This is a genomic window from Bacillus sp. BSL6 (assembly GCF_052928345.1).
The window spans coordinates 20,702-35,504 of the sequence record NZ_JAVGCW010000008.1 but is presented as its reverse complement, the minus strand read 5'-3'; the positions used below and the strand labels follow the sequence as shown (position 1 = coordinate 35,504).

11 protein-coding genes and 1 pseudogene are annotated in these 14,803 nt (G+C 34.7%); 1 reads left to right on the top strand and 11 read right to left on the bottom strand.

All coding sequences use genetic code 11. The annotated features are described in order from the left end of the window. Positions 1-193 precede the first annotated feature (193 nt). The 4 genes from RCJ96_RS22150 to RCJ96_RS22135 all read right to left on the bottom strand — a co-directional run bounded on the left by RCJ96_RS22150 (position 194) and on the right by RCJ96_RS22135 (position 3,220). On the bottom strand, positions 194-874 hold the full coding sequence (locus RCJ96_RS22150; RefSeq protein WP_416504359.1) for a GNAT family N-acetyltransferase: 681 nt from the start codon (positions 872-874) through the stop codon (positions 194-196). Between the two features lie 147 nt (positions 875-1,021). Continuing rightward, the gene (locus RCJ96_RS22145) at positions 1,022-1,891 is read right to left on the bottom strand and encodes an ankyrin repeat domain-containing protein (protein WP_002035701.1); all 870 of its coding nucleotides are present in this window, start codon (positions 1,889-1,891) and stop codon (positions 1,022-1,024) included. A gap of 436 nt (positions 1,892-2,327) precedes the next feature. Continuing rightward, positions 2,328-2,831, bottom strand: coding sequence for a nitrous oxide reductase accessory protein NosL (locus tag RCJ96_RS22140; protein ID WP_416504358.1), 504 nt, complete (start codon positions 2,829-2,831; stop codon positions 2,328-2,330). A gap of 134 nt (positions 2,832-2,965) precedes the next feature. Beyond that, entirely contained in the window at positions 2,966-3,220 is a 255-nt protein-coding gene (locus RCJ96_RS22135; RefSeq protein WP_074608280.1) for a hypothetical protein, read from the bottom strand. A gap of 252 nt (positions 3,221-3,472) precedes the next feature. On the opposite strand from RCJ96_RS22135, the gene RCJ96_RS22130 reads away from it, so the two are divergent. Then, positions 3,473-4,777 carry a CitMHS family transporter gene (locus tag RCJ96_RS22130; protein ID WP_416504357.1) on the top strand — a complete coding sequence of 435 codons (1,305 nt, stop codon included), beginning with the start codon at positions 3,473-3,475 and terminating at the stop codon, positions 4,775-4,777. Between the two features lie 43 nt (positions 4,778-4,820). On the opposite strand, the gene RCJ96_RS22125 is transcribed toward RCJ96_RS22130, so the two are convergent. The 7 genes and pseudogenes from RCJ96_RS22125 to colA form a co-directional block, all read right to left on the bottom strand. Continuing rightward, positions 4,821-5,513, bottom strand: a complete 693-nt coding sequence (locus tag RCJ96_RS22125; protein ID WP_074608277.1) for a response regulator — start codon at positions 5,511-5,513, stop codon at positions 4,821-4,823. Next, positions 5,513-7,123 carry an ATP-binding protein gene (locus tag RCJ96_RS22120; RefSeq protein WP_446699844.1) on the bottom strand — a complete coding sequence of 537 codons (1,611 nt, stop codon included), beginning with the start codon at positions 7,121-7,123 and terminating at the stop codon, positions 5,513-5,515. Before RCJ96_RS22120 ends, RCJ96_RS22125 begins: the two co-directional genes overlap by 1 nt. 151 nt (positions 7,124-7,274) lie before the next feature. Beyond that, the gene (locus RCJ96_RS22115) at positions 7,275-8,135 is read right to left on the bottom strand and encodes a methyl-accepting chemotaxis protein (RefSeq protein ID WP_371746605.1); all 861 of its coding nucleotides are present in this window, start codon (positions 8,133-8,135) and stop codon (positions 7,275-7,277) included. A gap of 81 nt (positions 8,136-8,216) precedes the next feature. Then, a pseudogene (locus tag RCJ96_RS22110) lies at positions 8,217-9,251 on the bottom strand (HAMP domain-containing protein); the annotation flags it as partial. Between the two features lie 236 nt (positions 9,252-9,487). Next, positions 9,488-11,068: a flotillin family protein gene (locus tag RCJ96_RS22105; RefSeq protein WP_416504354.1), complete on the bottom strand. Its 1,581-nt coding sequence runs from the start codon at positions 11,066-11,068 to the stop codon at positions 9,488-9,490. A 12-nt stretch (positions 11,069-11,080) separates the two neighbouring features. After that, complete coding sequence (locus RCJ96_RS22100) at positions 11,081-11,629, bottom strand: NfeD family protein (RefSeq protein ID WP_000242434.1); 549 nt, start codon at positions 11,627-11,629, stop codon at positions 11,081-11,083. Between the two features lie 248 nt (positions 11,630-11,877). Further along, positions 11,878-14,775 (bottom strand): collagenase ColA, encoded by a 2,898-nt coding sequence (gene colA, locus RCJ96_RS22095; RefSeq protein WP_416504353.1) that lies wholly within the window; start codon positions 14,773-14,775, stop codon positions 11,878-11,880. Positions 14,776-14,803 lie beyond the last annotated feature (28 nt).

Genomic DNA, 14,803 nt, shown 5'->3' with positions numbered 1-14,803 from the left:
TTATATGTAAGCGGGTGTTCTCAAATGTTCTCTACCCTAGTTATTTTGTTACCTTTACTATATTACGCATTTATTAAGTCAGTTTTGATAGATTGTTAATTAGCTGTTAATCGAATGTTAATATTCATCATACTTTTTAACAATAATCTAGATATACGGATGAACCCCAACAGCAAACAACTATTTTTAAAATTTAAGTGATATGCAAATCCATTCCATAGTTAATTAGTTTTAGTTTTCTTGCAACTGCTTTTGAAGCATAATTATCCCAAGAAGTGCTATAAAGTGGAATGCGCTTTTCTTCTTGTATGGATATCGCCCAGGCTGTCACAACATCAGTACCATATCCATTCCCTTGAAACTCCGCTAAAGTTTCCACACTCGCCTCAGCAGCTACAGGTGTACTCCTAGCACTGCAACATATAGAAACTACTTTTTCATTTTTTACAATTGCAAAGTAAGGTTGCCTCCACTCCATCTGTTCTATTAGATGGGGAAAATTTTCTCGCAAAAGCTCTTTATTCTTCTCTGTTATCTGTATTGTTCTAGTTGGCTTATGTAAATTATTAGAGAACATGAAAGCAGGGCCCATCCAAATATTTTTTACTGTTCTTTCTTCATTTAATACATGAATAATCTTTGCTATCTCTATATGATTTGAAGGTTCTCGAATTAATTTCTCAATCTTACCTACCGTTTCATCATCCAGATCACAATGATATCTCGTTATACTCCCTTCACGAGTTCTGCCAAGAAAAAAGCGTGGTGCTTTCGGATTTCCTTGTTCATTTACATATTTCATTTTTCCTACTCGATTATGAACAAATAAAACCTCTACCTGAATTGCTATTAAATCAAGTTCTGAGAGCCTCATTTATATCCTCCTTAGTTACTCCATATACCATTCATAATCTATTTTTCATGCCCAAAACAAAAATCCCATTCAAATACACATTACTGAATCCATCATACTCACTGATTTCTTCATTCTGTCTATCTAAATGGGATTATTTTTCATTTTTTATTCTACTGGTTGTTGTGGTTGTACTACTTCATTTGCACCAGCTGCCCTCAACATATTTGCAATATCTTTAAAACCTCTTTTTTCAGCAAATTGCAGTGGCGTAATATTTTCCTTATTGGCCGTATTTACATCTGCCCCGTGGTCAATAAGCATTTGAATTACTTTCTTGTGATTTTCACTACCATTTCCTAATACAATTGCTTCTACTAAAGCTGTTCCACCACGAGCATTTTTATAATTGACATCAATATCTGTATGCTCTAACAATTCTTTTACGACCTCTACATGGCCACGCTCAGATGCAGAAATAAGTGCTGTTCCACCTGACTTAGTCGTTTCTTTCGTATTAACTCCTGCATCAATTAATACTTTTACAATATCTGTATATCCTTCTCTACTTGCATAAAGAAGCGGATTGCTTTGTTTCTCATCTTTAATTTCAATATTAGCACCTGCACCAATTAATGCTTTAACTGTCTCTACATGATTTTGGTACGTTGCTGCAAGGACGGGGGTTTCTCCGTTGTCACCTTCTACGTTTATATTCGCTCCATCTTGAATCAACTTCATAGCTGTTTCTGTGTCTCCAAGAGTGGCAGAAAGTAGCAACTGTTTGTCCATTAAATTTATACTTTTTTCTTCTTTAGATTCTTCCTGTTCTTTATGCTTCTCTTGTTTCTTTTCGTTTTTCACATGAACCGGTTTCGATTCTGGCTCTTCTTGCTTATCGCAAGCCACTACCGTCATTAAAAGTCCTAATAACATACATAATAAAATTTTTTGTTTTCTCACAACTACAGCTCCTATGAAAGATAATGTTTTCTTAACCATTCCTCCATCACATACAATAACTCTTCTTGAGTACATTTATCCATAAGCACTTTATATTCCTTCTTTAATTGGATTATCTTAAACTTATATGATGTTTCTCAACCTATTGGAATGATACGCCTAATGGCCTCATCATTAACATTATGAAGCAATTAGTTTAGCACGTTTTCACCGCATTTGTATACATTTCTAAAAAGTACATAAAGTGAAACTTTAATCAGTGGGAGGATTCACCCCACTGATTATTAGTTGAACCAATCGGGTATTTACGGGCTGTTGATCTCCCACCTAACTTCTTTGCTCCTGCCTAATTCTGAGGTGGGAGTTTTACTGCCCGTTAATACGGGGTAAATGATTGCTTTAGGTCACTACATTCCATTGTAACCGTTCTTCTAAAAATTTTACACCTTTTCTATATTTGCACCTGAGTAATACTAGAAAAAGACAACCATACAGTTGTCTTTTTCTAGTATTAATGATGCCCGCTGTGATTTCCCTTTTTCGGGTTCCCCATCATTTCTTTATTCATTTCCCATTTATGCTCTGCTAGCTCTTTATACGAAAGAACTTTCCCCTTATAGTTAGATACAAAGTTCTCTGCATCTTTTTTGTTTTTAAATGAAATGACATTATAAGCCATTGGTGTTGTAATTGTTTTATCATATACGTAAGTAGCGTCTTCTAACGAAACCCAATCTTTCGAATCATAATCTCGAACAAATTTTTCTTTCGTCTTTTCGCCTTGATTAATCTCCATCCATTTATACATACAACCGATATCATCAAACTTTAATGCTTTTCCATTTTCTAAAATAATTTCCGTTGCAAATTGATTATCCATTACTCCAATTTGGCAAATATCACACTTATCATGTTTCTCATCAATTGCCACTGCCTCTGCTTGTTTCTTACCACACCCTACAATTGTAAAGACAAAGAATAAGCATATAGCAAACATTACATACTTTGTTCTCATTGTATTATTTCCTCCCTAACCCTATCTTCTACAAGGAGCATATCAAAAACTTGTGTGCGATTTGTGAAAAAACAATGTGTCTTTTGTAATATATAGAACAAAAAAGATGTGTAGTCATATCTACACATCTCTCATTATTCACAACCTGTAATTAATAAATCATCTTCCAACCTAACTAATAATGTATCTGTATGAATTTGCTGCCCAACAACTACATTTACTAATCTTATATTTCCACTGATGCCGACTGCAACCTTTTCAAGCTCACCGTTATTTTTTCGGATCATCATTAATTTTTCCCACTCATATACGTAAGAAGATTCATTAACAAAAATCTCTTCTACTCTTCCTTCATAAGAACTACAAATCTCTTCCATTCTTGTTTTCATATAAATCTACTCCCTATTTCACACTTCAATATTGTCATCTTATTCTACCATTCTTATGGAGAGCAGCTTACTTTTTAAAAATTCAAATTAACTCCCGTGAACAAAATGACCAAAATAAAAATTATGCTTCTAATGATGTTATTTTTCAAATTATTTACCATTCGAATGAATGCTTTTATGATAAACAAAAAAACCTTTTTCTGAATTTTTATTTTATTTTGAAAGCGCAATCATTTTTGAGGGGGAGATTACATGTTAGCACTACTTGGATTTGCGATGGTGTTTGTCTTTATGTTTTTAATTATGACGAAACGTATGTCAGCACTAGTAGCATTAATATTAATTCCAATTACGTTCGCATTAATTGGAGGCTTTTATGCAAACATGGGACCTATGATGTTAGAGGGAATTCAAAAACTAGCACCTACTGGTATTATGCTTATGTTTGCTATTTTATATTTTGGAATTATGATTGATAGCGGTTTATTTGATCCTGTCATTAGTAGGATTTTGAAATTTGTAAAAGGAGATCCTTTAAAAATTGTTGTTGGTACAGCAATTCTTACTATTATCGTTTCATTAGATGGGGATGGAACGACAACGTATATGATTACTGTTTCCGCAATGTACCCACTATATAAACGCCTTGGGATGAATCCACTTATATTAGCTGGGGTTGTTATGTTAGGTGCAGGGGTGACAAATCTTACACCGTGGGGTGGACCGACAGCTCGTGTTATGAGTGCACTTGGACTAGACGCATCAGAGCTCTTTACACCACTTATACCAGGAATGATTGCTGGTGCACTTTGGGTAGTTTTCGTTGCTTACTATCTTGGAAAAAAAGAAAGAAAACGTTTAGGAATTATGGATATACAATATTTAAAACAAATGCAAACAACAGATGAGCAAGCTGCAACAGTAGAAGCTGCTGTTCATAAGCGCCCTAAACTTCTATGGATTAACTTTTTATTAACTGCTACTTTACTTGTCTGTCTCATACTAGAAGTTATGCCGTTACCCGTTTTATTTACAATCGCTTTCGCTATTGCTGTTATGATTAACTATCCGAACTTAGAGCAACAGAAAGAGCGTATTGCTTCTCACGCAGGAAACGTATTAGCGGTTGTTTCTCTCGTATTTGCCGCTGGGATTTTCACTGGGATTTTATCAGGAACAAAAATGGTAGATGCAATGGCTAAAAGTATAGTAACTCTTATACCAGACGCTCTTGGCCCACAACTACCAATTATTACAGCTCTTCTTAGTATGCCATTCACATTTTTCATGTCCAATGATGCATTTTACTTCGGAGTATTACCTATTTTGACAAAAGCTGCTGCTACTTATGGAATTAGTGCAGCTGAAATGGGACGCGCTTCCTTACTGGGACAACCTGTTCACTTATTAAGCCCCCTTGTTGCATCCACTTATTTATTAGTTGGGATGGCAAAAGTTGATTTTGGTGAACATCAACGTTTTACTTTATTTTGGGCAGTTGGAACGACAATGGTCATGTTGATTACTGGAATTTTAATTGGGGTTATTCCAATATAAAATAAAAAAACAGTAGCGGACATATATCCTCTACTGTTTTTTATTATGAAGGAATAAGAAAATATCTTCTTTCTGGTCTCCCAACACTCCCATATATAAGCTCCGCATGAACTTTCTTTCCTGATATTAAATATTCTAAATAACGCCTCGCTGTCGATCTGCTTACTCCGACCATTGAGCTTAGCATTTCCGCAGTAATACCTTCTTCATTTACTGTTAACATATGCTTTTTTATTTTTGCTAAAGTTAAGGGGTCTATACCTTTCGGGGCATATTCTATTTCATTTCCCTTTACGCCTCTTTGAGACCATAGATGTTCTATTTGTTCGATAGATAATTGGTTATTTTTCTTTAACTGCACAAGCTTTTTTTGGTAATTTTCCAAACTTGCTTTAAATCGATCAAACATAAGTGGCTTTACGATATAATCTGTTACTCCGCCCCGCAGGGCGTGTCTCACTATATCTGTTTCCGATGCAGCTGTAATCATAATAATATCTGTATCATGCAAGTTATGCCTAATATATGTGACAAGTTCCGTTCCTTGCATATCAGGTAAGTACACGTCTAATAAAACGAGCTGTGGCTTCACAAGATCTAGCCATTCTTTCGCTTGTTCGCCAGTTGTTGCTGTTCCAATTACTTTAAATCCCTCAATCTTTTCAGTAAAACGACGATGAATGTCTGCAATTCGAATATCATCTTCTACAATCAATACTTCAATCTCCTCACCCATTACAATTCGCCTCTCTCTTTTGGTAATGCAATAATAAACAATGCACCACCTAAATCCCCTTTTTCGATTGCGATACTTCCATTTAAATCTTCTACTAACTCTTTCACTTTTGCTAATCCATATCCTCGCTTCTCGCCTGCTTTCGTCGAGAAGCCTTTATAGAATATGCTAGTAATGACCTCATCATGAATCCCTTGTCCTGAGTCTTCCACTTCAATGACTATTTCTTCTCCGATATCAGTTACAAACATTCTTACTTTCTTATCATGTTCTTCATTTCTTTCAATCGCTTCAAATGCATTCGTAATTAAATTTCCTAAAATAGAAACGACATAATTACTCTCAATGTGTGTGCTTAATTTGTCTAAGCTACTTTCTCTATCTAGCATAAAATCAATCTTCAACTCTCTTGCTCTATTATAGAATCCAATTAAAATCCCACCTAACCATGGATTTTGAATTCGTTTCATAATAAATTGAACAAAATCTTGATATACCGCTGTTTCCTTATGAATAAGCTCCAAAGCATCTTCATATAATTCTAGCTGGATAAGACCTGAAAGCGTATACAATAAATTGTTATATTCATGTGTTTGCGCTCTTAATGCCTCTGTATATTGCTTCGTCTGAGATAACTCTGCTGTTAACTGATCCATTTCAGATTTCAAACGCAAGCTCGATACAACGCCAGTTACTTTATTTTTCACTTTAATGGGTAGACGGTTCGCAATAACAGCCTGCCCTTTTATATTTAATTGACGATCAAACTGTTCTTCACCAGTTTGAAGTACATCTAATATCGTTGAATTAGGAATTATATCTAAAATAAATTCTCCAATAATATTTCGTTGTTCATCAAGCGCAAGAATATCATAGGCTGCTTGATTGACTAAACTAATCGTGCCATTTTGATCAATGACAATAATCCCTTCACGTACAGATTGAATCACTGTACTATGCTCTTCATATAAAGATGAAATTTCTTCTGGCTCCATCCCAAACATCATTCTTTTTATACTGCCAGCTAAATATATAGAGCCGATTACTCCAATTAATAGACCTATTATTGTAATCCAAAACACACGCTTTCCATACACTTCTACCGCTCCATGAATATCATCCATTGAAAATCCAACAGACACTACACCAATGATTTCATTTTCCTGATTACGGATTGGAACTTTTCCGCGTAATGAAGGGCCTAATGATCCAGTTGCTTTCGAAACGTAAGATTTCCCTTCTAATAAAACTCCTTTGTTATCTCCGCCAACCATTGCTTCTCCTATTTTATCTTTCCTAGGATGTGCATAACGAATCCCTTCTTTATTTCCAACTACAATGAAGTCCGCCTCTGTATCCATTCGAATTTTTTCCGCAATCGGTTGAATAATAGAAGCTGGATTTTCTGTTTGAAAAGCTTCCTTTATTTCAGGTATAGCAGCAACTGTTTTCGCAACATGCAAAGCTCTTTTGCCAATTTGCTCTTCTACTGTTTCAGATAATATGTAATAAAATAAATAACTCGTTAACATAAGTACAACTAAAATAAGTGCACTAATAGTTAATGTAATTCTCGGTTGTAGTTTTAATTTTTTAAATTTCAAAACCATTCCCCTAACATGATTAAAGATAGAATTTAAAGAATATACAGTCTCTTCAATTATACTTAATCATAACACGGTTACTCTATATTTCTGTCTTTTTCTCTTCATAAAAAAAGAAACGAAGTAAAATTATTACCTCGTTTCTTAACATTTATTATTACACTTTAAACTTACCAATCATCTCTTGTAATTCCTCTGCCATTTGTGATAAGTGAACTGCTGCTGCATTTATTTCGTCTACTGAAGCTAATTGTTCTTCAGAGGAACCAGCAATATTTTGAACGCTTGCTGCATTTTCTTCAATCGTAGCTGCAATTTCATTAATGGATGCACTTACTTGTCTTGCATCTACCGTCATTTGCTTCGCTACATCTACCATATTATCAATTTGTACAACTGTATCATCCGTAGATTTCAATATTTCAGCAAAGCTTTGCTTCGTTTCATTTGCAACTACAAGCCCTGATTGTACTTCTGTCCCAACTAGCTTCATAGAACTTACCGTTTCTTTTATATCAAATTGGATTTCTTTCACTAGTTTTCCAATTTCCGTAGAAGACTGTCCTGATTGCTCAGCTAATTTTCGTACTTCATCTGCTACAATTGCAAATCCTCTTCCTTGTTCTCCGGCTCTTGCAGCCTCAATTGCCGCATTTAGCGCTAATAAATTTGTCTGCTCTGCAATATGTTGAATCACCTCAAGGATTGCCCCAATTTGTTTTGATTTATCATCTAACAAAACAATAACCTTATCTGATTGTGAAACAGACTCATGGATTAATTGCATTTGATTTACAGTTTGTTCAACTAACTTCCCACCATCTTCAGCCTTTTTCTTCGTATACATAGATGCTGTGGATACTAATGAAGAACTGTCTGCAACACGCTGAATTCCTTCTGTAACTTCTTCTAATAATGTTGCGCCTTCTTCAACTTCTTTCGTTTGTATTTCAGCCCCACTCGACACTTGCTCTATTGCTTGTGTAATTTGTTCCGTCGCTTCACTTGTCTGCTTCATACTAGCTGTTAATTCTTCTGAAGATGCCGCCACGTGACTTGCTGAAGTATTTATATTGGAAATGACATGATGTAATGATGCCGCCATCTCGTTAAAACTTTCTCCTAGCTGTCCAATTTCATCTTTAGAATGAACTGTAATTGTTTCTGTTAAATCACCTTCACTAATCTTTTTTGATGCTATAACAAGTTGTTTTAACGGACTAATAATAGAAGCAATTATGAAGTAAATTAAAACCCCGCCAATTATTAATGAAATACCAATAACAGTTAGCGTTTTATAGAAAATAGGATTAGCTGCTTCAATAATTTCTTTTGAAGGCATAATTCCTGCTATTTTCCATCCAGTCTGCTTATTTGTTATAAAGGTAATATTGCGATCATCACCATCGAGTTTGAATTTAAAATCACCTGTTTCCTGTTTGTACAATTCCTTCTCAAGTTTTTCTTCTATTTTGTCACCCGGTTTCATCGTCGGATGTGCTATTACATGTTTAGATTGGTCGAAGATTGCTACATATCCTTTTTTGCCGATATTGACCATTTTTGAAGTATTTACAATGTCATTAATAATTAAATCAATACCGAGAACACCGCTCTTATCCTCATTTTGTTTTGCTATTGTAATAACAATATTCCCTGTTGTACTTGACTTATATGGGGCTGTGATAACCACTTCTCCGCTTTTTTTCGCTGCTTCTTTATACCAATCTCTTTCAGTAGGATTATATCCATCTGGCATTTGAATAGACGGCGATTGAATAAATTGCCCCGTACTAGATCCCGTATAAATTGCTTCTATTTCTGGATGTAATTTATTATATTCTTCTAATTTATTTTGCACATTTTGGAGCTGATCAGTTCCGTAACTTACTCCATTAAATAACTTTGTAAAATATACTGCGTCTACCTTTTTACTGTCTATCTCTTTATTAATAACATTATTTAAAATCTTTACGTTATCTTCCGCTGATTGTAAAATTGTTTCATTAAAATTTGTCTTCGCTTGTTGATAAGACGTCCAACCAATTACAATACTTGGAAGAATTAAAACAATAACAAATGATATAAGTAACTTTGCTTTTAAACTACTTCTTCTTAATTTCCCTTGAAACATATCTCTACCCCTCCATACCGTTTTAAATGTAATTGTTTTACATTTAATTTCTTTATATAAATTATACGATTAAAACGTATCAACTCTTTATCTCTTTTTCTATTAAAGAATTAATACATACCTTTTTCATTCTATATAAATTAAATAATTAAAACAATATATTAAAATGTAAATTATTCGAACAATTCACAGAAGAACCTCTAGTATCTCACTTACTAGAGGCTCCATTCACTATACTATTCTTTATCTTTATCTTTTTCTACTTCTTTTTTCTCATCTTCTAATACAGATACAACAGGTTTATCACTTGATAATTGTTGTACCGCTCCTTTTCCTGCAAATCCTTCTAATAGCTCTTTTAAGTCAATTCCAGAAGAAGCTTTTAACGTTTCTTGCATCGTTGCCATTAAATCAGTTGCATAGCCCGCAACTTTTCCGGCGCCGCTATTTTTCCCACCGCCGCCTGTATCGACAACTGTAATTTTATCAATGTTGCTAAGTGGACTTGCAACTTCCTTCGCATAACTTGGAAGCATTTTAAGTACCATATCCATAATTGCCGCTTGGCCATATAATTCAAATGCCTCTGCAATTTTTTGTTTCGCTTCTGCTTCTGCTAAACCTTTTAACCTAATAACATCTGCTTCCGCCGTACCTTGTGCTTTTTGTACTTCTGCTTTCGCTTGACCTTGCGCTTTTTCGATTTCCGCCTTCGCTAAACCTTCCACACGTACTTCTTCCGCACGAGCTCTCGCTTCCGCTTCAATCTTATATTGATCCGCATCTGCCTTTTTAATTTGTTTTACTTTTTCTGCTTCCGCTGATTGCTCAACAGCATAGCGATCTGCATCCGCTTTTTTCTTTACTTCTGCATCGTATTGCTTTTCACGACGCGCAATCTCTTTTTCTTCTAATTCAATTTGTTTCTCACGCTCAATAATTTTAACGCGCATTTGCTCTTCTGTAACACCTTGTTGCGCTTTCGCTTGTTGTAATTCGTAAGAAAGATCCGCATCTGCACGAGCTTGTTCTTGCTCTCTCTTATAAGATTGTACTTTTAATTCTTTATGTTTTTCAGCTTCAGCAATTTGAGCATCACGTTGGTATTCAGCTTCTTTCGCTTCTTTCTCAGCACGAGCTTTTTCAATACGTGCTTCTTTTTCACGCTCTGCATTTGCAATTGTTGCATCACGCTTAACCGTCGCAATTTGCGGCTGACCAAGTGCATCTAAGTAACCGTTCTTATCCATAATTTCTTTAATTGTAAAGGAAACGATACGAAGACCCATTTTCTTTAAATCTGTAGAAGCTACTTCATGTACCTTTTGAGCAAATTGCTCTCTATTACTATACGCATCTTCTACTGTCATAGAAGATAAAATCGCACGTAAATGACCTTCTAAAACTTCTTTCGCTTCTACCTTTAACTCTTCTGTTTCTTTTCCTAAATATTGCTCAGCTGCTGTAGATACTTCTTCAATTGTAGAACCTACTTTAATAATAGAAACACCATTTACTGTAACTGGAACACCTTGCTTCGTATACGTATCACGTGTACCTACTTCTAACTTGTAGTTTAATAGGCTTAAAGGTTCTGCTCTTTGCATAATCGGAACTACGAATGTACCGCCACCGCGAATAATCTTAATCTTCTTTCCATCATCAGTGGTAACTACATTTTTCCCACCACCAAGCCAGTTCCCTGTCACAATTAACGCTTCATCTGGCCCAACTGTTCGATACTTCGTAATGAATACTAAAATGAGTAGAATTAAAATTGCGAGTAAAACTCCACCAATAATTAATGGAATCGTCATGTAAATTCCCCCTTATAATTTTGGTTTTTTTAAAGAATAAGCGATGTTTTGTACAAGCAAAACACCGTCTTGGACTCCCTCGATAATAACTTCAGTTCCTTGTGAAATATCTTTTTTCCCAATTGTTTTAGCTGGAATTGCATTACTTCCAAATTGGGAGGAGATTAATACTTCACCAAATCCTTCTGTAGGAATTGTCGTAATGACTTCCCCCTTGCAACCAATGAATTCATCCATACGTTGCACAGTATTTTGTTCTGCTTCTGCAATCGGCTTTAAAATTAATATTTTCATTATGAATACACCAATAAAGGAAATAGCAAATGCAGCCACGAAAATAAGAATACTATTAAAGGAAAATAAATATTCTCCTATATAACTAAGTCCACATAACATGGCGAAAAAACTAAGTAATAAAGTAACAATGGATACAGATCCGCCTCCAAAACTAAATATGGATTCAAATATATCCCCAAAAAAGATATAAATCACAGTGAGTATAGTAGCAATAATAAATCCGTATAAATAAATTGTCTCAAGTGGATAACCAAACAAAACCATTTCTTATCCCCCTCTCTTAAACAATCCCTTTTTTGTTATGTGTATGCCCCACCTCTTTCAAAGATTATTGTTCTTAATTTTCAGTTATTTATCCTTTAAAGAAAAGCCTGCAGTACAGGCCTCTAAAAAAGAACAGGAGAAGCCTATTGTGACAGGCTCCTCCTAGAAAATAACCGATATATTATATATATCTATATAATATACTATTTTCCACAAAAAGTAAAGTTAAACATACATTGGAAAAGCACTTATTTTACTGATAATTCATATGTTCCATTACCATTATCATATTTATATACATACAAGTAATACTTACCTGGTTTTGCATTAAAGTTTGCCTCTATATGATTTCCATTTGCTTGACCGTAGGCAGCATAATTTTGCATATCTGATTCATGGTGAAGTACCCATGTCATCCCGATTCCATATTCATTTAAAACGGAAATATCAATATTTTTCGCTGATACTACATTAAATGTATAAACATCAGTGTGATCTCCGCCGATAAGACTACCTTTTATCGTATTGTTTAGTCCAATACGATTTGCTTCCTCTGGGCGATTATTTGGTTCTGATTCTGTTAAGCTTCCATCTTTAACCGTAACCGTTGTTTCGCTTTTGCTCTCTTTTCCTTTATCATCTTTTACTATTAACGCTACTTTATATGAACCTTCTCTTTCATATACATGTACCGGATTTACTTCTGCACTTGTGCTTCCGTCTCCAAAGTCCCATAAATAAGAAACGATTTTTCCATCTTCATCTTTTGAGCCGTCGCTTTTAAATTGAATACCTTCTTTTACAAGTCCATTATAAGGGCCATTTATATTAACCGTTGGAGCTTTATTTTCTTCTTCATCTTTTGCGATACCGTGGAAGACTACATCATATTCAAATTCATTTGAGCTATTTACACGATAATTGACGAAATATGCTGTAACAGTTTTGTAGCCACTCCATTCTTTTTGCGCAAGTTGTTCCAAAGTTTCATTTACTTTCTTACTCATTGCGTTCCAATCTTCTGACTCACCTTTTGTTACATTACCTGTATACGTACCTTCTAATATAAATGTATTAAAGAATTGGGAGCTATGTTTTGTCATTTTTGCATCTTTCATCGGCAACGTTTCAGTCATTTCTTTCTCTACTGCCGTTAATGATTTTGGGGCATGTTCAGCTAAATAATCATCTGCTACTTCCGGTACATTATATTTATCTTGATTATCGATTAGGTGCTGCATATACTCTTGATACTCTTCGTTTAGTTTAAGGTCTTTACTTAAATTCTCACGATAGGCATCATAATTTTTCACGTCATTTGCACGAATTAAATCTTGAATTTTATCAAACGTTTCAAATTGATGTGTATATAAGTAAGATTGCAATGCGAACGAGTAATTATAGAAATCCCAAGAACCATATTTAGCAAATAATGTGCGCTCTGCTGTATAACGGCTTGCAGGATCAGATGATAATCCACTAATGATGCTCTTTCTCGGCACTACATTATTTGTTCGAGTAGACCCTGCGAAAAACTCTGCATTGCCTTCTTGGAACCAAGTTAACCTTTCATTTTGATACATATCTCCTCTTCCGAATAAACCTGGCACTTCATATCTCCCTTGAAGATAATGAGTAAACTCATGACGGAATAACTCTTCTAAACTATAAATGCTTTGTTCTGGCGTGCGCTCATATGTAAAGAACGTTCCTGTTTCTTCAATATAAATTCCACCGTTATTTGTTTCGTATCCATACAGTTGTCTATTTAACTGGTACTCTTCTGGACTGTTATAAATTACTATCGTTAATATATCATCTGCATTGCCCGGCTCTAACGCTTTGTCATTCCCAATTACACGATGATACTGTGCTTTTACTTCCTTTGCAGCCCAGTATAGTCTCTTAATTTTTTCTTCCGATACTTTATCTCCTGTTTTAAATACGATAGATCCATCATCAAATGTATACGTTTTTGGTAAGTACTGCTCTTTTCCTTCTTTACGTATTTTCTCTAAATCTACTGTATTCCCGCTATAATCTTTTCCATTATAATTTGTTGTAATTTGTTCTACTGCGACAAAGTACGGCTCACTTAAGCGCGGATACATATGCATTGCTTGTGTAACAACTTCTAAACCTTTATTTGGATTACTGTGAAACTTCCCTAAACGACTTGCAAAATAAATTCCATTATTAACGAGCCATTTATTTTCTTGTGTTACTTCATTTAAAAGAGCAATACGATTTATTTCATTAATAAAACCATCTACTTTCCCGTACCACATCGTTTCATTCGCTTCTTTACGAGCTTCAATTAAGTAAGACTGTATATCATAGTCAATCCCTTGCATAATATCGTATATTGCTTGTCCCTTCATTCGATCATTTACATACGTAGTAAAATTATCATTGTATTGCTTTAAAATATTCGATGCGTATTGAACTGTCTCAACATCGCTTGACGCATTACTAATTAATTTACCATATGCAGATACGACTGTATCTTGTTCAGCTGTACCAAGCTTAAAGTTTGGATTTTTTGCGATTGCTTTTAAAGCAGGTAAACATTTGTCCTGGAAGCTTCTTTCATTTAATTCACTTAATTCGTTATTATAAAATGCCAAATAAAAAGCTGAACGTAGCACTTCCGTAAACGTTTGAATTCCTTTTGAATCATCTTTCGTAAATGTACTACCCCGATGAGCTAATTCATCTATAACGACTTGCATTTTCCTTTTATCTTTATAAAAGGCTTTTGCATCTTCATTAAACTGGAATAAGTCTGTAATTTGGTGCCACTTAATACTGCCTAACGTTTCAACTAATTCTTGATTATTCATTTTGTTTAAATCAGCCATTGAATAGCTTTCTTTAACTTGCTTTACTGTCGCTTTGTTCGTAATAGGTGCTGGTCGCTGTGAAAAGTCTCCTACTTTTAACCGTTCTTGAAACGATAATGTTTCCTCCGCTTTAGAAACGTGTCCAATCTCATCTACTGGTTTTTCAATTCCAACTGGTTTCGTTTTCAACACATTATACGGTACTTTTTCTTCCGCTGATGCAGGAGCTTGAAGCGTCCCTAATGATAGAGCCATTGTACTAATGCTAAGCATAACTTTATTAATCTTTGATTTCTTGTTCATATCCTTGCCCCCTATTCAAATATTCCAT